The following is a 24,607-nucleotide window of genomic DNA, read 5'->3' on the forward strand; positions in this document are numbered from 1 at the left end:
TCGTTGAACAGATGCCATGCCCCTCTCACTCCTTCCAGATTTCCTTACCTAGAAAACGATTCCCAAATACGGCCGTACCGATGCGTACTAGGTTGGAGCCTTCGGCAATGGCTAATTCCAGATCCTGGCTCATACCCATAGACAGTTCCAGGGACGAGATACCATCCAGCCCTTCCGCCAGGAGTTGATCTCTGGTTTGACGAAGTAAGGCCAGGGAAGGACGCATCTTTTCCTTTTCAACATCCAGCAGTCCAATGGTCATTAAACCTTTAATTCGGAGCGTATCGAGGGGTCGGATCGCTTTGATGAAACTCAGAACCTCCGCGGGGTTTAGTCCGTATTTGCTGGTTTCGTAGGAAGTATTGACCTGAATGTACACCTCCAGCGATTTACCCAGTTTTTGCAGCTGCTGGTCGAGTTGCTGAGCAACGGCCACCCGATCCAATGACTGAATGCAGGAGACGTACTTAAGCACCTCTTTGATTTTATTGGTTTGTAAATGACCGATGAAATGCCGCTCGACGGGGAGATGCTCTAACTCTGCCTGTTTGTCCCGTAATTCCTGGACTTTGTTTTCACCGATAAGTGTTTCACCGGCTGCAATCGCCGCTCGAATCTGATCGGCGGGTACTGTTTTGGTGGCCAGCAAGAGACGAACTTCAGCTACGGACCGGCCCGATTCCTGACAGGCTTTCTGGATTCGCTGATGAACCGTTTGCAGGTTTTCGACAATGGACGTATGCATAGTTATAGAATTCTTCGAGATAGGATCAAATGCGTATAAACCTTCACCTGACTACCCGCACTGAAACCACTGGTTTAGCCTTTACGGGTGGTAACGCCTTCTACCAATAGCTTAAAAGGTTAATCTTTCGATGAATAAGCAAGTAGTACCCAGCGGTATAGTAAGGAGGATGCTGAGCCGCCACTCGATCCTTTACGTTTCTGCGGGCCTACTTGCTGGTATTCATCCATGGGTTCACTAGCATGGCAATTCTTCACTATTGATAATATGCGTTGGAGCAGGTCTTTTTACTACCGCAACAAAGGTTGCGTATATTTGGCCTAGCTATCTCCTCCAGTTTTAACAAATACACATGGGCCAGTTAAGACCATGGACACTTGGTTTATCCCTTAATTGGGAGGATTCAAAAGCCATTTACCTACAAATTGCGGATTACCTCAGGCAGGAAATTCAGAAAGGCCGACTACTCCCCAACACGGCTTTGCCGGGCAGTCGTAGTCTGGCGGAGCAACTTCAGGTCAATCGCAAAACCGTTGTGGAAGCCTACGAACAGCTCCTGGCCGAAGGCTGGCTGGAAAGTCGGCATAAAAGCGGTACGTACGTTTCCCCGCAACTCCCGCAAAAACGGGCGGATCAGGGTCGGGTTGCCCGGAAGGCTGCGGCCAGCCGTTCTTCGGTAGCGGCGACCACCGTCTCCCCCAAACTTCCCGTAATCGCAGTATCCGATGGCATTCCGGATGTTCGACTGGCTCCGCTGGATGAGTTGTCGAGGGCTTACCGGCGTATTTTCAACCAAAAAGCCCGCTGGCGATTGATGGGGTACAGCAGTGAGCTGGGCAATGAGCTGCTTCGGGAAAATATCGCTCACATGCTTTCACAGTACCGGGGCATTCCGGTGCAGGCCGACGAAATTCTCATTACCCGGGGAAGCCAGATGGCCCTGTACTTAACCGCTTTGTCTCTGATTCAGCCGGGCGATGTGGTACTGATTGAAACCCGGGTTATGCTCCGGCCTGGCAGGTTTTGCGGCAGGCGGGGGCACAGCTGATCCCGATTCCGGTGGACGACGAAGGGATTCAGATCGAAGCCGTAGAAAGCGTTTGTCGGCGTACTTCCGTCAAAGCCCTGCTGACGACACCCCAGCACCAGTTTCCCACCACCGTTACCCTCAAAGCGGATCGGCGTATGGCCCTGCTGGAGTTGTCGCATCAGTACGGTTTCACGATCATCGAGGATGATTACGACCATGAATTCCATTACGGCACCAAGGTTCCTTTGCCACTGGCAAGTTATGCCCATGGCGGACCTATCCTTTACATTAGTTCCCTGAGTAAGCTCATTGCTCCGGCGGTTCGCATTGGTTTTGTAACGGGTCCACCGGCTTTTATTCAGGCGGCTGCCACCCTTCGTTCCATTATCGACCGACAGGGAGACAATGTGCTGGAACAGGCGGTGGCGGAGTTGATGCAGGCGGGAGAAATTCAGAAACACGCCCGCCGGGCCCTGAATGTGTACCGCCAAAGGCACGCTCAAACCCACCAGTTTTTGCAGCAGTATCTGGCCGATGCTGTTACCTATCGCGTACCGGAAGGGGGCCTCGCTTACTGGATTCGTTTCAATCAGAGCCGAAATATTCCTGAACTGACCAAACAGTTACAACAGCAGGGCGTCAGCGTTATCGATACGGATGCCTTTTCGTACGAGGGTGCGGGCCTGAATGCCCTCCGCATCGGTTTTGCTTCCCTGACCAGTCCGGAAATGGAACAGGTACTACAGGTGTTGCAAAAAACGCTTTAAGCGATTAGGATTTAGCCAGGCCAGTGTGCATCGCATTACAGAGGAAACCCATCGTCCGAAAGTGGCAAGCGGCTTTCCTCGAAAAAAGCTTCCGTACTAAGGCTTTCAGCGGATCATATCCAGTAAGTACAGGTATCAGCCTATCAAACGGTAGCCGTACGAATAGCATCCATTCCGTATAGAGCATAAAGGGAACCAGAAAGGAAGCCCCGGAAAGTCGTACAATCGCTTCCAGATCGCCCGTAATGTTGGGTATACTTTTCATGGCTTTACGGGAAAATGGTGGTTTATTTTATAGAGTATGATGTCGATTGTACCAGTAGAGTAAGAGGTCGATTGTACTAAGGCTGTTTTTCGCCCCGTAGATGCGGCTGATTTTTCAGTCCGTATCGCGAATGCCGCTCTTTTCATCCTGCTCAAGGCCACCGCATTGCGGATAAAAAAGGCGGCTTATCGCGATAGGACGGGGATTGGGTTTATGCCGTCCATGAAGAGTTTTGATTGAAATTCAACAACCATCAACTTCTGACAATTAGTCAAATATTGATCAACTTTCAGAAGAAGAAAACCTCTCCCGCCTGTCAGCCGCGGAACGACCTACGATAGCTGCAATGCGGTGGCCCTAAGCAGGCTATCGTTAGGCGTGGAGTGGCTGATAGGCTACCGAACAGCCCTGCCTGCTGGACGAATCCAGTCTAGGTGAATAACGAAACCCCATAAGAGTAAAACTAGCAGATGTTCTTCCAAGAAATGGGCAAAGGCTGCTGACCAGCCTTCGTAGCAGGATAAAAAACAGCCCTGGTACAATCGACATCATACTCTATAAAACAAACCTCCTATTATTCTATATAAAACGCAGCGTCAGGGCTAACCTGACGCTGCGTTCCTAGAAACACGTCGCCAGAATGGAATTAAGTTGGGCTTTTTCCTCGATGGTCAGTTTAGCCAGGGGAGCCCGTAGTTCGCCACCGCTTACGCCCTGCAATTCCAATCCGGCCTGAATGGCCCGCGGCAGTCCCTTTTGTACGATAAATTGAAGCAAATCAAATTGTTGGTAGAAAGCCTGCTGGGCTTCTGTCCATTGCCCTTGCTGGAAGGAGTCAAAAAGTTGAAGGTTCAGCTTTGGTATGAGATTAGGAGCCGCCGTACACCAGCCCCGGGCACCCGCCGCCAGGGCTGACAAAGCCAGCGGATTAGAGCCGTTGAAAAAGGCAACCTCTTCGCCCAGGTGTCGACGCAAGTAGTGCATCCGCTGCACATCCCCAGTACTTTCCTTGATCATGGTCACGTTCGGAATCCGGAGCAGTCGCTTCAACAAAGCGGGTGACATGTCCACTCCTCCCGTAGCCGGATTGTTGTAAGCCATAATGGGAATGGAAAGGGACTGGGCTACCGTGTCGTAATGGGCCACTATCTCGTCGTCGGTCAGCCGCCAGTAACTCATGGGAATAATCATAACGGCCGTTGCTCCGGCCTTTTCGGCAAATTTGGCGTGGTACACGGTCCGTTCGGTCGTCAGGTTCGAAACGCCCACCAGTACCGGAACCCGTCCACCGACCTGATGGATGGTTGCTTCCGTCAGGGCTTCTTTTTCTTCGTCCGTCAAATAGGGTAACACACCCGTGCTTCCCAGCGGAGCGATGCCGTGAGAGCCATTCACCAGCAGCCGTTCCACCAGTGATTTAAATAAGCCCAGATCGACCTTTCCAGCGGTGTCGAAGGGAGTAATTGGATAGGCGATAACGCCGTGAAAGGGTACATTCGTCATAGGTAGTCAGTCAGGTAAGGCCGGGACCGAACGCCCCGGCCGGGTGGGTTTAAAGGTCACGACCTTCTTCTTCGCGTAGGGCCACGCCTAGATTTTGCAGTTGGGGAGCGTTTTCACAGGCCAGATACCGGGCTGGTTCGGTAGCACTCGTGTTCTGGTGCCGATGCCAGGCCCAGGAAGGAATGTAGACGGCGTCGCCCGCCTTCCACTCCACGCGTTCGCCTTCCACTTCCGTCCAGCCCTGTCCTTCCAGTACATATAGCACCGTCTCGTAGGTGTGCCGGTGGCGGTTGGTAAGCTGATCGGGTAGCAATCCACCGATGGTCATGCTGACATTCTGCGTGGGCAGATCGACGAAGAAAACCGGATGCTTCCGCTCGGAAGAGAACTGATCATGGGCACCGGCCTGCTCGACGTTCCGGTGAATCAATTTTTCGGGACGCCGAAACACGGGACGTGCGTAGGTTTTGTGAAAATCGTTAGACGTGAACTTTTCGTCTTTGGGTGATGCAGTTTCCATAGGCCTTCTTGATTCGTTAACAGTCATCGTTTCGTTGATTGACGTGACAAAAGTGCAGGTAGTTTGGACCCTACGAATCATCCAGTTTCCACAAATACTACTGGTCCAGATTGAATATTGTTTATTAGGGCTGTTACGTTCTTCAGGCTGATCAGTAAATCCCCCCAAGTATTGAGGCGTAGATACGAACCAGTGTTGAGGGATCCCTTATAAGACCATCCCTCTTATCTGATCCTTACATAACCCTAGCTGACCCCACCCGTCTGCTCGCTGCTAAACTGAACCTATGTTCTTCTATACATAAGCGGGATACTATAACTCAATCAGAACGTGACACGAATACTTCAGTAAACACGATAGATTTTATTAATGGGTCTATTGATAAAAGAAAAAGCGTCAAAAATATAATAGTTAGGAATCCTAACTACATTTGTCACGAACCTTTTACCAAGCAAGCAACGATGAGCGAATCACATGCCATTCCTGGATACACGTACGGCGACGTATCCCAAACTACTCCCCTTTCGCTAGAGGAACTGGACTTACTCAAACAAACGGTTTTGTTTAGCCCGGAAGACGAGCGTTTTCTGCAACTGGCGGGTGATGTACTGGGCGACCAGACAGAAGCAGTACTGGACGTCTGGTACGGTTACGTGGGGAGCCACCCGCATCTCCTGCACTATTTCAGTTTACAAGGCCAGCCCGACGCCCATTACCTGTCGGCGGTCCGGAAGCGGTTTGGTCAGTGGATCATTGACACCTGCACGCGTCCCTACGACACTGCCTGGCTGGCCTATCAGCAGGAAATTGCCCTGCGTCATCATACGGCCAAGAAGAACCTCACCGACAAGGCCAGGGCCGAACCCATTATTCACCTGCGGTACATCCTGGCCTTTATCGTTCCCCTGACCTTGACCATTAAGGAGTTTCTGGCAGCCAAGGGACACGACGCCGAAACTGTAGCCGGTATGCACGCGGCCTGGTTCAAAGCCGTCACCCTCACCGCCGTACTCTGGAGCTATCCTTACGTTCACACCAACGAATTTTAATCACTTTATTCCTTTCAAAGCCATGCAAGTTTCTGTTTTTGATACCTACGTTACCCGCACCGATGGTACGCTTATGCACTTCGACATTCTGGTGCCCTCCAACGTAACCTGTACGGATACCATCCACCAGTACGGACAAACCTACCTGGCAACCAAAGGCCAGGCCGGACAACCTTTAACCGCGAAGGAATGTCAGTTCTGCCACATTGAACAGGCTACGGAAGAAGTACAGACCAGCATCACCAACCAGGGTTTTCACATCATTGAAATGCAGGGTTGTTACTAACATTCCCCTTTGATTCCATCATCCTTTTGACACGACTAATCATGAATCGTTCCCTTGTCCTCACATTCACTACGCTTGTTGTTTCTTCGGGACTTGCTCTGGCCCAGACTACGCAGCCCGGAGCCACCTACAACAACGTCGATTTTAAAGTTACTTCGACGCAGGCCGTCTATCAATCCGATCTGGATCTGGTGGTTATGTCGATGAAAGTAAGCGGGCAGGCCGGGCGTACCGTGCCCAAACCCTCGGGCAGTATGGCCAATGCTCCCGTGCTTGCCTACGTATTTCCGACTACGCTCAAGCCAGAGGACGTCGGCTTTTCGCCCACCGAGGGCATCGTAGCCCTGGCCCTGACATCACACCCCGATATGGATGATACGCCACTGTGGGACGAAAACAACGACGGTAATTTTGATAACGACGGCCTCGTTTGGCACCCGCACTGGGTGGTATTACAGGAAGATAAACGCGTACCCGGCGGACTGAGCGTAAAAGCCTTTCGTAAGGATGACAAGACCGTCGTACTGCCCAAAACGGCCCCGGGTGTTCCCATTTATTTTGATTCGCCGGGCTACAACGTAGTTACTTCCGGACCCACAATTCGAGTGGCTATCCCGGCAAACCGCATTCATAACCGCACGGATTTCCGTTTTGATGCGGTAACGTGCTACCTGCAAATGTATCACCCAACCCACGGCGATACCGCATCGCATCATGAAGCAGAAGATAAACCCCTGCTGGGTGTGTACGCCGTGTATGGCGTGTTATCGGGTAAGTTATCCCTGCCGTATACGGTAACGAAGAAGTAACGGTTGATACGGGATGGGTTTACAAAGCCCCATCCCGTATCACAAAAAAGGCATTCACTCATCCCTTATTAGCTTACGATGGAAACTACCTGCCTTCCCTTCGCGTCCTACCTGGAGGACCTCATTCAACAGCGTCAGTACGTGAAAGTCCAGTATTTTAGCGAACTTCACGAACTGATTACGCTTGATGCACTTTTTGTAACGCTTACCGATCCGGGAGATGGTCCGGTTGCCCTTCTTTCTTCGGGTGAGCAGATTGCGGTATCCCAGCTGGTCAGTGCCGGAGGAAGGTTCGCCCCTGCGTATTGGGGTTATGAGCTGTACTGCGAAACCTGCGATTTTTGAATGACGGATTCCATATTCAATTTAGAACAACAAAACAGCTCCGTAGACGCCAAGATTGTAGCGGGGCTGGAACGGGTGGGGGAAGTATTTCGGGTGTTGCTCTGGCAACAAAGCCGGGATACGGGACTCAGTCCCATTCAGATTCAAGTACTGCTTTTTCTGGCTTTCCACGAACCTACGCAGTGCAAAGTTGGGTATCTGGCAAAGGAATTTAACCTGACCAAGCCTACCATTAGCGATGCCGTAAAAGTACTGGTTCAGAAGACTCTGGTCGATCGTATCACGGACCCGCTGGACAGTCGCAGTCACCATCTGGAACTGACGCCCGCCGGAAAGCAAATGGTCGATCAGACCAGTTCGTTTGCCAACGTTTTACAAGGGGTGGTGAAGTCCTTCCCAGAAGAGCAGAAAACGGTACTCTACGAAAGTCTATTCAAGCTCATTTTTGAACTCACCCAACGCGGCTTAATCCAGGTTCAACGCATGTGCAAAACCTGCCGTCATTACCGGTTTGATGGGCAGATTCATTACTGCGGATTACTACAAATTCCCCTGGAAGCCGGACTGTTACGGCTGGATTGCCCTGAGCACGAGCAGGTACTTTAATCGTTTCTGTTGTAGTCGATTTAATCCGCCTTTCGCTTCATTAACCCGCATTAGCTCCTGCTTTCACTTTGGTAATTGAACCGTAATTTCTCCGTGAAGCTGATCGCGGCTCGCTTTGAGCTTCTGATCCACCCAGATGCAAAGTTTACTTTGATTACCCGGCGTGGCTGAATCCCAGTCTTTTTTCCAGACGATGTCAATATCGTGTCCATGATAGCGGATATTACCCAGGTAGAAATAGTCCCACTGCTGCTCGGGTACCAGGGGTGATACGGAGAATTTATTGTCATGAAAGGAGGTAAACCCAATCAGGTCTTCGATGATAATATCCGGAAATGTGGAGTGGAAGTAATCGGACTCGCCGCCGAACGTCTTTCCATTACTCGGAATATACCATTCGCCAATGTTCAGTTCTTTCGTACCATGCATCTGGGCGAGCTTCTCGATGTAGTCGTACAAGAGTTGTTTCTGGGCGGACGAACTATTTCCCTGATACGATCGCAGGTAGTTGGCGTATCCTTTGTATACGACTGAATTTTCAAAAGGCCAGCCCCGGCCATTCCAGGCGTAGGCCTGTTCATTATAGTAGGGATGCTGCTGCTCCGCCGTCGTCATACCCGCCGCATTGTAAAAGCCTTTCCGCGAAGCAAACAGGTCCCAGGCTTTCGCGTAGGTCTGGTAGTTCTGCTTCGGAATCAACTGAAAATACCAGGGCGTGTATCCCACCGACTCCCGGACCCGTGCCTCAAAATCGCCGACACCAAAGGCATTGTCTCCGGCACTCAGCGTATTGAAAAATTGATCCTGCGTGTTCCAGAGCACGTTCAGTACCTTTTGTTGAAGGGCCTGAGCTTTGGCCGTATACGCCTCTGCTTTCGTATGCTTGTTTGTATACCGGACCTGATCCCATCGGTACAGATCAGCCAGCGACTTGAGATTGCCGTAGGCGTAGCTATTCACGGAAGGTCGAACCAGGTAATAGTCCGGGTACCCTTTTCGGAAAGCCGTGGGATAGTCTTTGGCCTGTTGCGATTGGGCGGCATTACCCGTCGTTTCCCAACCCAGGTAGTATTTCCGCCAGTTGTCTTTTGTGTACAGACTATACGGCCCCTGACTTTCAATCAGACCCAGAACGGCCGAAAGGCTAAATTCCATGCCATCGTACAGGTCGAGTATTTTGTACATGCCCGCTGTTTTGGACCGGGGCGTGTGCACCGTAAACAATGAATCCCAGACCTGTTGATGCTTTTCCATTGCAGGCAATACCGCGTGCAGCCATTGCGGATCGGGATGAATTTTCTGAAAAGCCTCCACGCCGTTCACCATCCAGCTCGAAAAATGGTGACTTTCCGGTCGACTCAGATACGTCAGGAAATTCCCGTTTTCCCGCTGCGGTAGCCGGGAAGCCGAGCCCCGCATGAAATAATCCGCGTAGGACTTGAGAAAGGTATCATCCCTCAGCCAGCGTACGTCATAAAACTGATGCCCGGCGGGGCAGGTAATGGCTCCGCTGAGGGAAGCCCAGGGTTTCACGCCGAAAAACTCGGTCACCACCCAGTATTTTTTGTGGTCTTCGGGATCGTCGTATTCTTTCAGGTGTTTGCTAATCATCCACCAGCGGTAATTATAAACCTTGGTCAGACTGTCAGCGGAGCTACGAAACAAAGGCACATTTGCCAGTAAAAACGCTTTATTGTTACCAGCGTTAAAGGGGCCATCGGACGCCGGACGATTGGCATATTGGTTGAACTCATCCACGTGAGCGGACAAGGTTTGTTTGGAGGCATCTTTTAATCGCTGTAATTCAAGGGTATACAAGGTTGATTTTTGACTGGTACAGGCCGTCAGGAGAAGCCAGCCCAGCCAACAAACCCCGGAGAAATAGCGACGTAGGAATGGAAGGAGTCGAGGTTGATTCATCGTTGGTTTATGAGGTTAGGCCCGAAGGCTGGTCTAAGGTAGTAGCGGAAAACGGAAGGTTTCAACTCTTGAAGCTTCAAAAAAGGATTTTGACCCTATTCTATCCGGTGAGAAACGCGTATTTCTTGATCTTAGGTAAGGAACGGACCATCATAAAACGGAGTTACCTCTCTAGAGAATAGTGAACAGGTAAGGCACGCGGTTGCCCGTTTTATAGGGGGTCAACAAAGGTTTAAATAGCCCTACTGATTCGAATTAGGGAATTAACCGTTGCCTTATTCATGTTTTTTCACGAAGAAACGCTTATATCACGCTACCTTTGCGGGTAAGTACCGAGCTTATATCACAAGACTCCCATCATGATTTATTTCTTTTCTGCGGATCGGGTTACTGTTTATGCAGTGGAAACCCAGCAGTCTCTTACGGATTCGGACCTTTCTAAGTTAAGCTGGCTGTTTGGCGATGCCCCCGTCCTTGCTGAAACCACCCTGAGCCAGGTGTTTACGGGTCCCCGGGCGGCCATGATTACCCCCTGGAGTACCAACGCGGTAGAGATTACCCAGAATATGAATATTCAGGGCATCAGCCGAATTGAAGAATTTACGCAGGTAGAAGCGGACTTCACGGACTTTGATCCGATGGTTTCGCAAAAATACACTGAGCTGAATCAGGCTATTTTCACGATTGATAGTACGCCTGAACCCATTCTGGAACTCGACGATATTGCCGCCTATAACCAGCAGGAAGGCCTTTCCTTGAGTGAGGAGGAGGTAGCGTACCTGAATAATTTGTCCCAGAAAATCGGTCGCAAGCTTACTGACGCGGAAGTTTTTGGCTTTTCGCAGGTAAACTCCGAGCACTGCCGTCACAAAATCTTCAATGGTACCTTCGTCATTGATGGAGAAGCTCAGCCGACCTCACTATTCAAACTGATTCGCAAAACGTCAGAAACCAACCCCAATGGGATTGTTTCTGCGTATAAAGATAACGTGGCCTTCCTCAAAGGCCCCCGCGTGCAGCAATTTGCTCCCAAGCGGCCCGACGTACCCGAATTTTATCAGGTCAGCGAGTTCGACTCGGTGATTTCGATTAAAGCGGAGACGCATAACTTCCCTACCACGGTGGAGCCCTTCAGTGGAGCCGCCACGGGTTCGGGTGGCGAAATCCGCGACCGTCTGGCCGGGGGTCAGGGTTCCATTCCGCTGGCGGGTACGGCGGTGTACATGACGGCCCTGTCGCGTCTGGAACAGGATCGCCCCTGGGAAAAAGCCGTGGCCGAACGCAAATGGTTGTATCAAACGCCGATGGACATCCTGATTAAAGCGTCCAACGGAGCTACGGATTTCGGTAATAAATTCGGTCAGCCGCTGATTACGGGTTCGGTCTTAACCTTCGAACACGAGGAAGAAGGCCGCACGCTGGGTTACGATAAAGTCATTATGCAGGCCGGTGGTATCGGCTACGGCAAAGCCGAACAGGCGAAAAAACACGAACCCAAACCGGGCGATCAGATCGTGGTGATGGGTGGGGATAACTACCGCATCGGATTGGGGGGAGCGGCCGTATCTTCGGCTGATACGGGTAAATTCGGTTCGGGTATTGAGTTGAACGCCGTACAACGTTCGAACCCCGAAATGCAGAAACGCGTGGCGAACGCCGTGCGTGGTATGGTAGAAAGCGATCAGAACCCCATCGTATCGATTCACGATCACGGTGCGGGTGGTCACCTGAACTGTTTGTCCGAACTCATCGAAGAAACCGGCGGATCGATTGACCTGGATAAACTCCCCGTGGGCGATCCTACCCTTTCGGCCAAGGAAATCATCGGGAACGAATCGCAGGAACGCATGGGTCTGGTCATTGGTACCGAAGACCTGGAAACGCTGCAACGCATTGCCGACCGCGAGCGGGCTCCTATGTACGCCGTGGGCGAAGTAACGGCCGATCATCGCTTTACGATTGCTTCCCACACGACCGATTCCAAACCCATGGATCTGGCACTGGCCGATATGTTTGGCAGTGCTCCCAAGACGGTTATGAACGATACCCGTCTGGAACGTACCTACCAGCCCGTCAGCTATGACGTAAACCAGCTGGAAACGTATCTGGAAGCGGTACTACAACTGGAAGCCGTCGCCTGTAAAGACTGGTTGACCAATAAGGTCGACCGTTGCGTAGGTGGCCGCGTAGCCAAGCAACAAAACGTCGGACCGCTGCACCTGCCCCTGAATAACGTGGGTGTCATGGCACTGGACTTCCAGGGGAAAGACGGGATTGCCACTTCGATTGGTCACGCTCCGATTTCCGCTCTGATTGATCCGGCAGCGGGTAGTCGGAATGCCATTGCTGAATCGCTTTCGAATCTCGTCTGGGCACCGCTCGAAGAAGGGCTGAAAAGCGTCTCGCTTTCGGCCAACTGGATGTGGGCCAGCAAAAACCCTGGCGAAGACGCTCGTCTGTACCAGGCCGTGCAAGCCTGTTCGGATTTTGCGATTAGCCTGGGTATCAATATTCCTACGGGTAAGGATTCCTTGTCGATGAAACAAAAGTACCCCGACAAAGACGTCATTGCCCCCGGAACGGTCATTATCTCGGCGGCAGGTCCCTGCGATAATGTACGCGGTGTTGTGGAACCCGTATTACAGAAGGACGGTGGATCGATTTACTACATCAACCTTTCCGGCGATCAGTACAAGCTGGGCGGTTCATCGCTGGCTCAGGTACTCAACCGCATTGGTAATGAAACGCCCGACGTGATCGACGCCGAAGCCTTCAAAACGGCTTTCAATACCATTCAGGAACTGATCAAGGCCGGTAAAATCCAGGCGGGTCACGACGTAGGAAGCGGTGGTTTGATTACGACGCTGCTGGAACTTTGCTTTGCCGACCGCAACCTCGGAGCCACGCTCGACCTGAGCAGCCTGGGTGAGCAGGATAGCGTAGCGAAGCTGTTTGCCGAAAACATCAGTATTGTCTTCCAGGCCGATGCTTCCGTAGAAGCCGTACTGCAGGAAAAAGGCGTTGCCTTCCATAAACTAGGCGAGGTAACGTCGCAAGCCACACTGACGATTCAGGATCAGCAGGCTACGTATACGCTGGACATTGATCACCTGCGGGACGTCTGGTTCAAGACTTCTTACCTGCTGGATCAGAAACAAAGCGGTCCCAAACTGGCCCGGGAGCGGTACGAAAACTACAAAAACCACCTGCTCCAGTACAGCTTCCCGACTCATTTTACGGGTCAGAAGCCCGAAGCCGGAGCCTTCCGTCCCAAAGCCGCCGTGTTGCGGGAAAAAGGCAGTAACTCCGAGCGGGAACTGGCGAATGCCCTGTACATGGCCGGATTCGATGTCAAAGACGTACATATGACGGATTTGATCTCGGGTCGCGAAACCCTCGAAGACATCCAGTTCCTGGGTGCCGTCGGTGGCTTCTCCAACTCCGATGTACTCGGTTCGGCCAAAGGCTGGGCGGGTGCCTTCCTGTACAATGAAAAAGCCAAGCAGGCCATCGAGCAATTCTTTGGTCGTGAGGATACGCTTTCGGTAGGCATTTGCAATGGCTGCCAGCTCTTCATTGAACTGGGCCTGATTAACCCCGAGCACGCCGAAAAGCCCAAAATGCGGCACAATGATTCGCACAAACACGAAAGTCTGTTTACTACGGTAACAATTCAGGAAAACAACTCCGTAATGCTTTCGTCACTGGCGGGCAGTACACTGGGGGTATGGATTTCCCACGGGGAGGGACGTTTTGAAATGCCCTACGCCGAGAGCGAGTACCACATCACGGCCAAGTACGCTTATGAAACGTATCCGGCCAGCCCCAATGGATCGTCGTTCCATACGGCCATGATGAGCGATCAAACGGGTCGTCACCTGGTGATGATGCCCCACGCCGAGCGTTCGGCTCTGCAATGGCAGTGGCCCTACTACCCGGCGGGCCGTACCGACGAGGTATCGCCCTGGATGGAAGCCTTCGTCAACGCACGCAACTGGCTTTTAAATCACAAGTAATGCGAAACGGGCTCTGGAAACGGAGCCCGTTTTTCGTTGGAACCCCTACTCCCGGCTGGAACTTTAGATCTTGCTTGCGTGGAAACGCCGGACTGCCGTAGATTTCGATTTTAATTGCACGAGAAGTTGAAAGAACGTTTTTCGTATCGGTTTCGGGTTAAGATAACGGCGGTCCTCGGAGCCTGCTGCTTTGGCGTGGTAGTGCCCACCTTTTACGTGCCCATGGAACTGGGCTCGACCGCTCACCTGCTTTCCATTCTGGTAGCTACCGTGACCAGTTACGTCATCTGGGAAGGCAGTAAGTTCATTCAGGCCCTGACGCTGTATTTTTCCCCTGGGAGAAAAGTCTGACCCAGCATCTGGTGTATGAGGTACTGGGCATTTTCCTGTTCTCCTCCCTGATCCTGATCTGCGGGATTTTACTGTACAGCCGACTGGTCTCTTCGGTGCTTATTACGGCGGGCGTTATCATTCAGAATGGCTTTGTCTCTTTTCTATTGGCCCTTTTATTCATTGCCTTTAACGAAGGAGCTTTTCTGTTCAATCAGTGGAAACAATCGCTTTTGGAACAGGAAAAACTACGGCAGGAAAACCTAGTAGCCCGCGTCGAAGGGTTGAAAAAGCAGCTCGATCCGCATTTCCTTTTCAACAGTTTGAGCGTACTCAGTGGCGTTGTGTATCAGGATCCCGCTCTGGCTGACCGCTACATTTCCAAGCTGGCTCAGGTGTACCGTTACGTGCTGGACCATACCGAGGAAAAACAGGTTCCCTTGTCGGCGGAGATGGCCGTAGTGGAAGCGTACTGCTTTCTGCTGAACGTGCGGTTCTACAATAAAATCCAGATGCACCTGCGGATTGCGACACCCTCGGCTCAGGTTTTACCCCTGTCTATTCAACTGCTGGTCGAAAACGCGGTGAAGCACAATTACATTTCCGAGGAACATCCCCTGAGTCTGTCCATTTATACGGAAGAGCAGGTCGTATGGGTAGAAAATAGTTTACGCCGGAAAACGGTAAAAGTCCCCAGTAGTGGGATTGGTCTGCAAAACCTGGAAGCCCGCTATCGCTACTTTTCCGGACAGTCCATTCGAATAGAAGAAACGGCGGACACGTTTCGCGTGGGTTTACCCCTTTTGAACGATTCCTTATGAACGTAGTCATCATTGAAGACGAGTTTTTTTCGGCCGAAAAGCTTCGTATTCTGCTTCAGCAAATTGATCCTTCACTAGAGGTCATGGCCGTACTGCCTTCGGTTGAAAAGGCGGTAAGCTGGTTCAGTACGCATCCCGAACCCGATCTGATTTTTTCGGATATTCAGTTGGAAGATCAGGAAAGTTTTGCCCTCTTCGAGCGATTAGCCATCGATGCTCCCATCATTTATACCACGGCTTACGACCAGTATGCCATTCAGGCGTTCAAGCAAAACAGTATTGACTATCTGCTGAAACCCATTAATCCGGAGGAGCTGCGGGCGGCGTTAAAAAAGTACGAATACCTTTCCCAGCGGTTCCTTGTGAAGGGCTCGGAAACACCTAAATCCGATCCCAAAGAACGGTTCATGGTTCGGAAGGGAAATGGATTTACGGTCGTCAAAGCTCAGGACATTGCTTACTTCAAAAGCGACCAGAAACTTAGCTTTCTAATCACGTTTGATGGACAGAAATTACTGGTTGATGCGACACTGGAAGAACTTACCGAGCAGGTCGATGCCCGACGATTCAATCGCATCAGCCGCAATCGTCTCGTTTGTATTGACAGCATCCAGAAAATTCACCCGCACTTCAACGGTCGCCTCAAGCTGGAGCTGATTCCCGCCGATGAAGAAGAGGTGTACGTAAGCCGCGACCGGGTACAGGCCTTTAAGGAATGGATTAATTCCTAAGCTGCAGTAATCAGGAATCAAAATCCAGAAAATTGGCCAGTACGCCCGATGGAGTAGACGTTTTAGGGTTCAAAATGGCTCGATTGGTGAAGACAATGAAGCTATCCTTCGCCCGTGAAACGGCTACATTGAGCATATTAGGTTTGTTATCCCGATCAAAAAAGAAACGACCCGAATCTCCTGGCATGCTGGAGCAAAATAGCCCGGAAAGAATAGATAAGGTCGGGCAACACCAAGCCTAGTAAGTTAAATTCAACAGGTACCTTCCCATTTCACAGCCTACTCAATTCAGGCCCTGGCCCGGTGCTAAAGAAGGATTCCCCAGCGAGGAGGTATGGAAAACGTTCAAAGTGTGGGTTAATTCGTAACAGGTACTATTCTGGCTGGTATGCGAACCACTACCGCATTTTTCGCCAATACATTGTTGGAAAATTTTAGCTAGCCTACACCATTTTTATCATTCAGTATTACTTTCTGAATCAATAGACATTTTTCATCAGGCCAGCCAATGCCTGGATCCTGCTAGAAGGGGCGATCATTGGGCTTCTCCTGGTGCGTATCCTGAATAAGCTGCACGGCCTGAAAAAGTGAAGCCAGACTATCTACACCCAGCTTCCTGTACAATCTGGTTTTGATTGTGCTGATGGAAGAAATGTGCAAATTCAGTAGATTGGCTATCTGGGTAGGCTTGAAACCTTCCACAATGTAATGCAATACTTCTTTTTCACGCACTGAAAGGTTTTCAATGGGATTGGAAGGCAAAAACAGCTGATTGATTAGCTTGTCAATACTCATCTGCTTCATTCCGGGACTAAGGTATTTTTCATTCCTGCTAACGGTGTGTACGGCCTGAATTACTTCATCCTTGTGGGCGTCTTTGCTGATGTACCCTTTCGCTCCAGATCTTAAACAGGGAATGGCGTATATTTTTTCATCATAAGCTGAAAAAATCAGAATACGGACATTGGGCTGCTTACGTAGAAAAGAATCCAGCATTTTAATAGAATTTCCGCCCGGTATATTAAGGTCTAAAATCAACAAGTCGATGGGCATCTTGTTAAAATAGTCTAAAGCTTCCAGGTAAGTAAAGCTTTGATAAAGAGTAAATTCAGAAAAATTTACCTCTAAAAGCATCTTCATCCCAAAATTAACAACGGGATGATCTTCGCAAATAAGTACATTTTTCGTTGACATACGTATGACATGAATAGTTTAAGTTTGAGCTTAAATCTACACATGAATGGAAGTAATTTATCTCATAAAATTATTAAACGACTCTATACCAAATCCTGTCGTTGCTTTCAGCTTTTGCATTTATTGATTGAATTCCCGCTTTACAAATCTCGGTAATTACCGTAGCATCAAACAGCAAGTTACTTTACAGGTATACTTTATAGTTCTTATCTTAAGCATTACTTTTTAGATATCACAGCTTTACATGACTGGTTGATACATTTTCATATTTCTACAAATCTCTTGCTTACAAAATCACACATACTAAGTTAACATACTAATAATCAACTGCTTGCATCTATCACTAGAACTGATTTTTGAACCAGACTACTAATCCTGAGCGAAATACCACTCTTGGTTTTTTCTTTTTTATATATGAGTTAATTTTAGCAAATAATGCATAAATACCTGATTATCAACTCTGCGTTTTAACTTATAAATTCAAGGTTTGTAGTAATTATTACTACAATTACATAAATGTATTACTACTTGTTTTTTAAATATTTGCTACATGCCTATCCTTTTCTAATTAATTATTTTACGGATACTGAAATTAATATTTTATAATCACCAAACCATTAAATACTTTTTTTATAAAAACTTATTATTTAAGATCCGTTGAAGCAGAGAATCTCCAGACCATCTTCTGTATTAAAATCTTCATTGTTCTTTTTATTCTCAATCCACTTTTGTTTTTAACGATTGCTTTGCAGGTTCAATCACCGTTCGTTTTCTCTACCGCTCATTTCTTTATTTGCAGTGAATCAGACCTTTGAGACCCATTAAGACGTTTTCATGAACCTCTTCCAGAACCAAGGGGTGGATGCCGAACTTCGCCTGTTCCAGAAGCAAAGCATAGGATGATTGGTCATGAGTCAATACGAAATGTTTCTAACGATTTTAAGTATACGTTAAATTAACTCAGGTAGTATTCGGAGAAGGGTGTGTTAGTGCAGTCAACCAGGTCGAAACTATCTTCTTTTGGCAACCTACAACGGTGAATAGCTGGTCTCAGCCAAAGTTCGCTACGGAGTCCTCTGGATGTATGCGGTTACAGATTCGGTGATTCCGGCCTTTGTAAATCGTACCCTTTGCAGTGGTACGAGTAATCCGGCTCCGCCTTCAAATTTCTTTATACTGGTTCATCTTTCTCTCTCCCTGGGTTCACGCTCATGTACTTCAACCGTTTGTCGTAAACGGCCCATTTCGCACAGCCCTGTACGAACAGCTCAACCAGTAGGATCTGAAGGTTTTTACCTACGCTTCCTCATCTCACCACAAATTAACGGGTTGATGTAAGATCCTTAGTGATCGAATCATACCCAACTCCCCTCAGCTACGCTATCGGATTCTCACGTTAATCAACAACTGCGACCGCTTACAGAATGGAAAGCATTTTCTTTCGACTGGATCGGAAGCGAAAACCCGCCGTGGCGGTAAGCGTCCAGCTGACGCGTTGCATATCCTTGATGAGCAACTTCGTATTTAGATTGGTCCAGGAGCCGCTTAGATACGTATACCAGTTACTGCCGTTGTAACCCGCATTCAGGTTCCCCTGCAATTGAGTTACTGACCTGATTGCCATTCCTTTTACCTGCGTTTCTTTCAAGCCTCCAACGCCAATCGAAGCCGAAGGTGCAATGAGCCAGTTATGGATGACCAGGTTGTACGCGTACCCGCCCTTCAGCAGGAGTGATACCCAGGCCGGATTTCGGGATAACAGGGTAAACGTGCCGGGATCTTCGATTAAATCGGGCGAGGGAACAGGCCAACGGATCGCGTGCCACAGACCCGTCGCCGTAACAAAAGCCGAGCCCGACGAACGGCGTTGCTGCTCGGAAAAAGCATAGGCGGCTTTCGGAGAGAACTGACGGGAATGAACATAATACATCACTTCTGCTCCCGCACTTTCAAAAGTAATGCCGCGAAAAATTTCGAACCCCCGGTGTTTGCCTTCGGGAATCAGCAAGCCGTTGTAAAACTGGTAGAAAGGCTGCACAATCCATTTGCGGTTGCCTAGTCTGACCTTTAGTTGCCGGTAATTGAATTGGGCCTGATTATCCAGCATCGTGCCGGGCAGGTTGAAGGCATACTGTACGTACAGCCATTTATAGGTCAGGTCCGCCCCTAGCGTCGCACTCCGGTTGACCCGCAACTGAAAGTCATTCTTCTGAAAATACCGATCCGAAAAATCGAAGTTGATGTTATACAGACCAGAGTAGACCTCAAGGGTATTCGGTTTCGAAAAAGGTCGGATATAGGTGGTATCGACGGCTTGTGCCGCAGCCATTAATACCTGCATGACCAAACACCCGATCAACAAACCATACTTTTTCATTGTAGTAATCACCAACAAATAGTGCTTTTATACCGCTTTCTTCAGTTCATACGTTCAACTACGGATCCCCTCCACCGATTACCAGCGATCTAACGATTCAAGCCATGTAAGGACTACAACGGGCAGCATTCCGAGTTGTTCATTTTTTGAATATAGTACATTCGGAAAAGAACAAAACAAGATCATTGCTAAGCGTCCCGATGGCAGGTATTCGAGTCTGCTCTATAACATGGACTGGTCGTACACGTAGGCAGTTGGTCCCGACGAGGGGCTTTCCAAAACCAGCTTCTTTTGTGGTCTTTCAGCCCGCTCCTTCCGTCTACGTATTCGATCATTGCCCCTGTACAAGCCAAATTTCTTTGCTAGATTGCCGGAGTATCTTATTCGGAATAAATCCTTTATGCACATGCGACTTTTAGCACTGATGGCCTATGCCAGTATCGCTTCACTGATCCTTACCGCGTTTTCGGAGGACGTTCCAGCCGTTAATCAACTTTCTGCTCAGGAAAAAAAAGAGGGCTGGAAGCTGTTGTTCGACGGCAAAACGCTTCAGGGCTGGCATCTCTATAATCAGGGAAACAAACCTTCCGTGTGGCGGGTGGACAAGGGTGAACTACAGTGTGTTCCGAACGGTACGGGATCAACTTTGGAGCACGGCGACCTGGTCACTGATCAAACGTACAGTAATTTTGATTTGAAGTTTGAATGGAAAATCTCCAAGGCTGGCAACAGTGGCGTCTTTATCAATGTGGTTGAACGCAAGGACATTCCCACCGCCTGGGCTTCGGGGCCGGAGTACCAACTGCTGGAACCTTCGCATTATGATTATAACGCTGATCCGAAAAAACGAGCGGGTTGTCTGTACGGATTTGCTCCCCAGAAAAACGAAGCCGTAACCAAACCCGTGGGTGAGTGGAATCAATCCGAAATCAAGCAGAAAAACGGTAAAATCGAATTCTACCTCAACGGCGTCTTAACCGCCGAACAGGATTTGACTACGTCGGAATGGAAACAAAAAATTAAAAACACGAATTTTCAACACTTCCCGGCTTTTGGCAAGGCTACCAAAGGACACCTGGCCTTGCAGGACTGGATGCAGGGGATTTCATTTCGTAACCTTAAACTAAAAGAAGAGTAAAAGGACTTGAACGGTCTTCTTACTCTTCTTTCAATCAGGGTACTGTGACTCACTATTCTTTCCGGTCACCCTTCATTTCAACCGTTCGGAAACGGGCTGGATAGCCCCTTTTCGGACGGTTGTTTGCTTTCGTTTCATAGCTTTTTTCCGTCGCAGCCACTGCCAGGTTAGTACCAGGCCCGTACTGCTGGTAGCGGTTCCTCCGAGTAATAAAACGATCAGGGTAATATCCCAAAGCGGTCTTCGATTTAATAAAAAGTCAAAGTCCAGACTGTGTAACCCGTGATACAGCCAGCGTTCGACACGTGTTAATGTCTGGTGTTTAGATACCACCTGACTCGTTTTTAAATCCACGTAATACCAGATTTGCTCGGGGGTGTCGAGTTTGGTTCGTAACACGGGCAAACGTTTTTCGCCGTTCTTCGCGTAGTAGTACGCGTCATAACGGTCCAGGACTTTCGATTCCAGCACCGCTACCTTCGGTTCCAGTTTCCGAATTGCTTCTTCGATTGCCTGAGTTTCAAAGGTCTGAAACGGATTGGCTTCGACTTCATCCGCCGCCAGTACACGCGTGTGATGATCGTCCTGCAGAGCCAGGTAGTAAGGTCTGCCGTTCCACTGAATTAATTGTATCTCTTTGAGTACCAGTTCCCGCGACAACTTCTGATAAGCCGCCGCCGGACTTACTTTAAATAAGGTCAGGTTTAGCGGGCCACCCATCCAGCGTTCGGTTGCTTGCGATGAAAGGCGGGCGGAGGGTGTCCAGTTGAAAGGGCTCATGGAAAACAAGCCGCTCAATACCCAGGTAAACGCGAAAAGCCCAAAGATAAAACCCGTGTAATGATGCCAGCGGAACCAGCGTTTCTTGTACGGACTAAACGCCAGCGATTCGGGCCGTTTACGTTGGTAGCGAATGAAGCCCATCGCCAATCCTGCCAGACACATCAGGGTTCCGATTATGGAAACCCAGATGACTATCTGACTCCAGACGGGTCGGTTACGGATGAGGAACGTCGGATAAATCCAGTGCGGAATCGGTCCCAGCCAGGCTAGCAACCGTTGCCGGGCCGTAACCTGTTGAACGACTTCGTTTGAAAAAGGAGACACATACACATAAGTCCCCGCTTCGTTGCCCATTTGCATTCGATATACTTCGGGCAGGTAGCCCTGTGAGCGGTGGGCCGCCATCCACTGATCGATCTCTGTTAATTTTTCAACCTGCTGTACCCCCGCATGGGACCAGTGCTGAGCCAATTGACGAGCAAAGCTTTCACTGGCATAGGGCAAAATAGCCGGGTTATCCGCGTAGATACTAAGCTGGCGGTTTTGTAGGGTAACGATCCGATATACGGGCCGATTCAGTACCATACCTAAGCGAATGGATTTGATGGAATCCGTTACTCCTGCTCTAGTAATCGCTTCTGCCGGCGTTAACAGGCAGGTTGTCAAATCAATCGGAGGCGTTTGTTGCAGCTTCTGGTGTGATTTGAGCGTCGGATACGACACGTACATCATCATCAGTCCCGACAGAAACCAGACCAGAAACAGTAGACTCAAGGCAAATCCCAGGTAGCGATGAACGAGCCGAATGGCTTTAATGACTGTTTTCACGAAAGATATACAAAGCCGCAGACTCCAAAAGTCCGCGGCTGAAAGGTTAAAGTTGGTAACTAAGCGTCAGCAGGTAATTACGGGTGGCTCCGGGATAAAACTGCCGGGTTAAGATCACGTTGGTGAAATAGCGTTCGTTAAACAGGTTATTCACATTCGCCCGAATGCCCACGCGGTTCAGCTGATACCCAAGGGCCACATCGACGGTTCGATAGGACGGCAAAACGTACGTATTCGCCGAGTTGGCGAAGGCTTCGCTTTGATAGTTGAAGCCCACCCCGGCATTCAGCCCTTTCAAGGTTTTTTGCTGAACCGTGTAGTTTAGCCAGGCATTTACCAGATGCTTCGGAGCCAGTACCGCCGTTTTACCCGCCACGGGGTTTACCTCCGCACTGGCGTAGGGTAAATACTGGGCTTTGGTGAAGGTATAACCCACCGTCAAATCAAGGCCCGCGACGGGATTGCCCTGAGCCTCCACTTCGAAGCCTCTCGATTCCGCCGAACCTACGCGTTTGAACACGCCACCGGGCAGACCTTCCACCTGATTGTCTTTTCGCATGTAGTACACCGAAGCCGAAGCGGCAAATTTTGATGACAGCTCCAGTCGGGAGCCCACTTCAGCCTGATAACCCGTTTCTGGATCGAACGTCTCCCCATTTGGAGCTACCCGGCGAGAGGGTTTGAAATACGTTGAGTACGAGGCGTAAACGGATAAAGGTTCAATGGGCTGATAGACTAGGCCCAGCCGATAGGTCAGGGCATTCCGGGCTATGGTTGATTTCGCTCCGTAGTTGGTTACCCGGCGGTCTTTGTCCACCTGATCGGTGTAATATTCGCCTTTGAATACATCGTAACGCAACCCGACTAATGCCTTGATTTTCTCGGAAAACCGGATGAAATCCTGTAAGTATATTCCGTGTACCGTTTCATCCGTAGCCCGGTAATAGGTATCGTAGTAATCGATATATCCCTGGTTTTCAATCGGGTTTTGTACGGGAATGGTTGCTCCTTTGCCGGGACCAAAAATCGTACCGTTATACGTTTTACGGTCCAGTACGCTAAGCGAATACCCCAGCAAAATCTTCTGCGAAACCTTGGCGGTGTTGAGATCGTAGGTCAGCTCCAGCTGATTTTGTAAGGGCTTGGTGAGGTGATTGAAGTAGTAGGGAAACGAGCGGGTAATGGAATCCCGCCGGGTATTGAGCGTCAGTTCTTCCGTTGAAAAATAATCGATGTTATCGTCCGAATACGAGAGCTGATTGGAAAGTTTCAGGTTGGCCATAAGCTGCCGCACGTAGCGAAACTGAACATCCGTTCGCGTATGCTTTAAAAAATCAGCGGGGTCGTTGTAACGCGTCATTAGATCCATGCCGGGAACCAGCACGCCGCCCGCCAAAACGGGAATACCCGAATCCGTGCGGTACACATCTTTATTGGCTCCTAACGACAAATAAAAGTAGTCCTTGCGGGTGGGTGTATATTCCAGGGCCACGTAGGCATTGTTAGTAGAGATACCCGCCTGCCGGAAACCATCGGTATTCGACACCCCGAAATCCATCCGGTACCGAAGCTTCGGGTTGATCGAACCACCCGCACCAGCCCGCATCCGACGGGTATTGAAACTCCCGTAAGTCGCGGAAAAATTAGCCCTGAAATCGGCCGTAGGCTGTTTCCGCACGATGTTGATGATACCACCCAGAGCCGAGTGCCCAAAGAGGACGGAAGCCGGGCCTTTCAGTACTTCGATGCGTTCGACGTTGGCTAAATTCGTGTTGGGGGCACTGGTGGAAATGTTATGTCGCTCATCCCGAACGCCATCCATCAGTACCACGAAATTGCTGAACCCGCGAATGGTGAAGTGCTGAAAACCGCCGTAGGTGTTGTTGGAACGAACGCCCGTAGTATTTTTCATGGCATCCCCCAGATCATCAATGCCGCGTTGCTCGATGGTTTTTGAGCTGACCGAGCTGGTAGACAAAGGCAGATCCCGCAGCGGAACATCGATTTTGTTAATCGCCGAAAAGGAGCGGTTTCGCTGACTGGTTACCGTCACGACCGAAAGCTCGTGGGTTTTCTGGTTAAGCTGATAATGCAGGGGCAGGGTTTCGCCGGCTTTGACCTGTACCTGAACCTGACGCACTTCGTACCCGATACCGCTCAGCGTGAGGGTATACGCTCCCGCCGGAATTGCCTGCAACTTAAAACTGCCGTCGGCCTGGGTGATTGCTCCCAGGCCCATAGGTCCAGACGAATAGAAATGCCGGGTATGGGTTCCTGGGTTTCCGTTTCAATTCGCCCTTCCAGCGAACCGTTTTTGTGTTGCGGGAATGCCTTTAAGAGTACACCGCAGAGGAGTACCCAGGTGGTAAAAAGGGCTTTGCTACTTAATCGTGAAGTAGAAATGGGGAGCATAACTTTTAACTAAAAGGTTAAAAGTTCTTCGCTTGCGTTCTCGCTAATGATGAGACAGGAATACAGAGGAAATCAGGAAAGCTTACGCACGGGCATACGCATATCGGCACAGTGGTGCCCCTACAACAAAGC

Annotated in this window: 22 protein-coding genes; 12 read left to right on the plus strand and 10 right to left on the minus strand. The window is 49.8% G+C overall.

Annotation, left to right across the window (positions count from 1 at the left end):
- Window positions 1–25 precede the first annotated feature (25 nt).
- Complete coding sequence (locus BWI93_RS02530) at window positions 26–745, minus strand: YggS family pyridoxal phosphate-dependent enzyme (RefSeq protein WP_094808593.1); 720 nt, start codon at window positions 743–745, stop codon at window positions 26–28.
- A 352-nt stretch (window positions 746–1,097) separates the two neighbouring features.
- On the opposite strand from BWI93_RS02530, the gene BWI93_RS02535 reads away from it, so the two are divergent.
- The gene (locus BWI93_RS02535; protein WP_094808594.1) at window positions 1,098–1,793 is read left to right on the plus strand and encodes a PLP-dependent aminotransferase family protein; all 696 of its coding nucleotides are present in this window, start codon (window positions 1,098–1,100) and stop codon (window positions 1,791–1,793) included.
- Window positions 1,769–2,542, plus strand: a complete 774-nt coding sequence (locus tag BWI93_RS02540; protein WP_094808595.1) for a PLP-dependent aminotransferase family protein — start codon at window positions 1,769–1,771, stop codon at window positions 2,540–2,542. The genes BWI93_RS02535 and BWI93_RS02540 overlap by 25 nt, the downstream gene beginning before the upstream one ends.
- Window positions 2,543–2,546: 4 nt before the next feature.
- Here BWI93_RS02540 and BWI93_RS02545 read toward each other — a convergent pair whose 3' ends face one another.
- The 3 genes from BWI93_RS02545 to BWI93_RS02555 form a co-directional block, all read right to left on the minus strand.
- Window positions 2,547–2,807: a hypothetical protein gene (locus BWI93_RS02545; protein ID WP_094808596.1), complete on the minus strand. Its 261-nt coding sequence runs from the start codon at window positions 2,805–2,807 to the stop codon at window positions 2,547–2,549.
- A 621-nt stretch (window positions 2,808–3,428) separates the two neighbouring features.
- Entirely contained in the window at window positions 3,429–4,310 is an 882-nt protein-coding gene (locus BWI93_RS02550; protein WP_094808597.1) for a dihydrodipicolinate synthase family protein, read from the minus strand.
- A 49-nt stretch (window positions 4,311–4,359) separates the two neighbouring features.
- Window positions 4,360–4,830 (minus strand): cupin domain-containing protein, encoded by a 471-nt coding sequence (locus tag BWI93_RS02555; protein ID WP_233207919.1) that lies wholly within the window; start codon window positions 4,828–4,830, stop codon window positions 4,360–4,362.
- A 461-nt stretch (window positions 4,831–5,291) separates the two neighbouring features.
- Here BWI93_RS02555 and BWI93_RS02560 point away from each other — a divergent pair, with 461 nt between their 5' ends.
- The 5 genes from BWI93_RS02560 to BWI93_RS02580 all read left to right on the plus strand — a co-directional run bounded on the left by BWI93_RS02560 (window position 5,292) and on the right by BWI93_RS02580 (window position 7,925).
- A complete protein-coding gene (locus BWI93_RS02560) occupies window positions 5,292–5,879 on the plus strand; it encodes a protoglobin domain-containing protein (protein WP_094808599.1) in 588 nt (195 codons plus the stop codon).
- A gap of 22 nt (window positions 5,880–5,901) precedes the next feature.
- Window positions 5,902–6,165 (plus strand): DUF2024 family protein, encoded by a 264-nt coding sequence (locus BWI93_RS02565; RefSeq protein WP_094808600.1) that lies wholly within the window; start codon window positions 5,902–5,904, stop codon window positions 6,163–6,165.
- A 41-nt stretch (window positions 6,166–6,206) separates the two neighbouring features.
- The gene (locus tag BWI93_RS02570; RefSeq protein ID WP_094808601.1) at window positions 6,207–6,974 is read left to right on the plus strand and encodes a hypothetical protein; all 768 of its coding nucleotides are present in this window, start codon (window positions 6,207–6,209) and stop codon (window positions 6,972–6,974) included.
- Window positions 6,975–7,052: 78 nt separating this feature from the next.
- Window positions 7,053–7,319, plus strand: coding sequence for a hypothetical protein (locus BWI93_RS02575; RefSeq protein ID WP_094808602.1), 267 nt, complete (start codon window positions 7,053–7,055; stop codon window positions 7,317–7,319).
- On the plus strand, window positions 7,320–7,925 hold the full coding sequence (locus BWI93_RS02580; RefSeq protein ID WP_094808603.1) for a MarR family winged helix-turn-helix transcriptional regulator: 606 nt from the start codon (window positions 7,320–7,322) through the stop codon (window positions 7,923–7,925).
- 63 nt (window positions 7,926–7,988) lie between these two features.
- On the opposite strand, the gene BWI93_RS02585 is transcribed toward BWI93_RS02580, so the two are convergent.
- Window positions 7,989–9,845 carry a glycosyl hydrolase family 65 protein gene (locus BWI93_RS02585; protein WP_094808604.1) on the minus strand — a complete coding sequence of 619 codons (1,857 nt, stop codon included), beginning with the start codon at window positions 9,843–9,845 and terminating at the stop codon, window positions 7,989–7,991.
- Between the two features lie 359 nt (window positions 9,846–10,204).
- Between BWI93_RS02585 and purL the strand changes: the two genes are divergently transcribed.
- The 4 genes from purL (at window position 10,205) to BWI93_RS02610 (ending at window position 15,743) form a co-directional block, all read left to right on the plus strand.
- Complete coding sequence (gene purL, locus BWI93_RS02595; protein ID WP_094808606.1) at window positions 10,205–13,861, plus strand: phosphoribosylformylglycinamidine synthase; 3,657 nt, start codon at window positions 10,205–10,207, stop codon at window positions 13,859–13,861.
- 126 nt (window positions 13,862–13,987) lie between these two features.
- On the plus strand, window positions 13,988–14,212 hold the full coding sequence (locus BWI93_RS02600) for a hypothetical protein (RefSeq protein WP_141217326.1): 225 nt from the start codon (window positions 13,988–13,990) through the stop codon (window positions 14,210–14,212).
- Between the two features lie 11 nt (window positions 14,213–14,223).
- Window positions 14,224–15,012: a sensor histidine kinase gene (locus BWI93_RS02605; protein ID WP_176454105.1), complete on the plus strand. Its 789-nt coding sequence runs from the start codon at window positions 14,224–14,226 to the stop codon at window positions 15,010–15,012.
- Window positions 15,009–15,743 (plus strand): LytTR family DNA-binding domain-containing protein, encoded by a 735-nt coding sequence (locus tag BWI93_RS02610; protein ID WP_094808609.1) that lies wholly within the window; start codon window positions 15,009–15,011, stop codon window positions 15,741–15,743. The genes BWI93_RS02605 and BWI93_RS02610 overlap by 4 nt, the downstream gene beginning before the upstream one ends.
- A 10-nt stretch (window positions 15,744–15,753) precedes the next feature.
- Here the strand turns inward: BWI93_RS02610 and BWI93_RS27610 are convergent, their stop codons facing one another.
- The 3 genes from BWI93_RS27610 to BWI93_RS02620 all read right to left on the minus strand — a co-directional run bounded on the left by BWI93_RS27610 (window position 15,754) and on the right by BWI93_RS02620 (window position 19,314).
- Window positions 15,754–15,930, minus strand: a complete 177-nt coding sequence (locus BWI93_RS27610; RefSeq protein WP_176454106.1) for a hypothetical protein — start codon at window positions 15,928–15,930, stop codon at window positions 15,754–15,756.
- 335 nt (window positions 15,931–16,265) lie between these two features.
- Complete coding sequence (locus tag BWI93_RS02615) at window positions 16,266–16,937, minus strand: response regulator transcription factor (protein ID WP_094808610.1); 672 nt, start codon at window positions 16,935–16,937, stop codon at window positions 16,266–16,268.
- A 1,417-nt stretch (window positions 16,938–18,354) separates the two neighbouring features.
- Window positions 18,355–19,314, minus strand: a complete 960-nt coding sequence (locus tag BWI93_RS02620) for a DUF4421 family protein (protein WP_094808611.1) — start codon at window positions 19,312–19,314, stop codon at window positions 18,355–18,357.
- Between the two features lie 406 nt (window positions 19,315–19,720).
- Between BWI93_RS02620 and BWI93_RS02625 the strand changes: the two genes are divergently transcribed.
- Window positions 19,721–20,452 (plus strand): DUF1080 domain-containing protein, encoded by a 732-nt coding sequence (locus BWI93_RS02625; protein WP_233207918.1) that lies wholly within the window; start codon window positions 19,721–19,723, stop codon window positions 20,450–20,452.
- A 72-nt stretch (window positions 20,453–20,524) separates the two neighbouring features.
- Here the strand turns inward: BWI93_RS02625 and BWI93_RS02630 are convergent, their stop codons facing one another.
- The gene (locus BWI93_RS02630) at window positions 20,525–22,063 is read right to left on the minus strand and encodes a PepSY domain-containing protein (protein ID WP_217902216.1); all 1,539 of its coding nucleotides are present in this window, start codon (window positions 22,061–22,063) and stop codon (window positions 20,525–20,527) included.
- 46 nt (window positions 22,064–22,109) lie between these two features.
- Window positions 22,110–24,302, minus strand: coding sequence for a TonB-dependent receptor (locus BWI93_RS02635; RefSeq protein WP_141217327.1), 2,193 nt, complete (start codon window positions 24,300–24,302; stop codon window positions 22,110–22,112).
- Window positions 24,303–24,607 lie beyond the last annotated feature (305 nt).

Origin of the sequence: Siphonobacter sp. BAB-5385 (assembly GCF_002261125.1) — a bacterium.
Classification (GTDB): domain Bacteria; phylum Bacteroidota; class Bacteroidia; order Cytophagales; family Spirosomataceae; genus Siphonobacter.

Excerpts from the sequence above, each read along its gene's own strand:
- BWI93_RS02530 (WP_094808593.1), bottom strand. The coding sequence starts at position 745 with ATGCATACGTCCATTGTCGAAAACCTGCAAACGGTTCATCAGCGAATC.
- BWI93_RS02535 (WP_094808594.1), top strand. The coding sequence starts at position 1,098 with ATGGGCCAGTTAAGACCATGGACACTTGGTTTATCCCTTAATTGGGAG.
- BWI93_RS02545 (WP_094808596.1), bottom strand. The coding sequence starts at position 2,807 with ATGAAAAGTATACCCAACATTACGGGCGATCTGGAAGCGATTGTACGA.
- BWI93_RS02550 (WP_094808597.1), bottom strand. The coding sequence starts at position 4,310 with ATGACGAATGTACCCTTTCACGGCGTTATCGCCTATCCAATTACTCCC.
- BWI93_RS02555 (WP_233207919.1), bottom strand. The coding sequence starts at position 4,830 with ATGGAAACTGCATCACCCAAAGACGAAAAGTTCACGTCTAACGATTTT.
- BWI93_RS02560 (WP_094808599.1), top strand. The coding sequence starts at position 5,292 with ATGAGCGAATCACATGCCATTCCTGGATACACGTACGGCGACGTATCC.
- BWI93_RS02565 (WP_094808600.1), top strand. The coding sequence starts at position 5,902 with ATGCAAGTTTCTGTTTTTGATACCTACGTTACCCGCACCGATGGTACG.
- BWI93_RS02570 (WP_094808601.1), top strand. The coding sequence starts at position 6,207 with ATGAATCGTTCCCTTGTCCTCACATTCACTACGCTTGTTGTTTCTTCG.
- BWI93_RS02575 (WP_094808602.1), top strand. The coding sequence starts at position 7,053 with ATGGAAACTACCTGCCTTCCCTTCGCGTCCTACCTGGAGGACCTCATT.
- BWI93_RS02580 (WP_094808603.1), top strand. The coding sequence starts at position 7,320 with ATGACGGATTCCATATTCAATTTAGAACAACAAAACAGCTCCGTAGAC.
- BWI93_RS02585 (WP_094808604.1), bottom strand. The coding sequence starts at position 9,845 with ATGAATCAACCTCGACTCCTTCCATTCCTACGTCGCTATTTCTCCGGG.
- purL (WP_094808606.1), top strand. The coding sequence starts at position 10,205 with ATGATTTATTTCTTTTCTGCGGATCGGGTTACTGTTTATGCAGTGGAA.
- BWI93_RS02610 (WP_094808609.1), top strand. The coding sequence starts at position 15,009 with ATGAACGTAGTCATCATTGAAGACGAGTTTTTTTCGGCCGAAAAGCTT.
- BWI93_RS27610 (WP_176454106.1), bottom strand. The coding sequence starts at position 15,930 with ATGCCAGGAGATTCGGGTCGTTTCTTTTTTGATCGGGATAACAAACCT.
- BWI93_RS02615 (WP_094808610.1), bottom strand. The coding sequence starts at position 16,937 with ATGTCAACGAAAAATGTACTTATTTGCGAAGATCATCCCGTTGTTAAT.
- BWI93_RS02620 (WP_094808611.1), bottom strand. The coding sequence starts at position 19,314 with ATGAAAAAGTATGGTTTGTTGATCGGGTGTTTGGTCATGCAGGTATTA.
- BWI93_RS02625 (WP_233207918.1), top strand. The coding sequence starts at position 19,721 with ATGCGACTTTTAGCACTGATGGCCTATGCCAGTATCGCTTCACTGATC.
- BWI93_RS02635 (WP_141217327.1), bottom strand. The coding sequence starts at position 24,302 with ATGGGCCTGGGAGCAATCACCCAGGCCGACGGCAGTTTTAAGTTGCAG.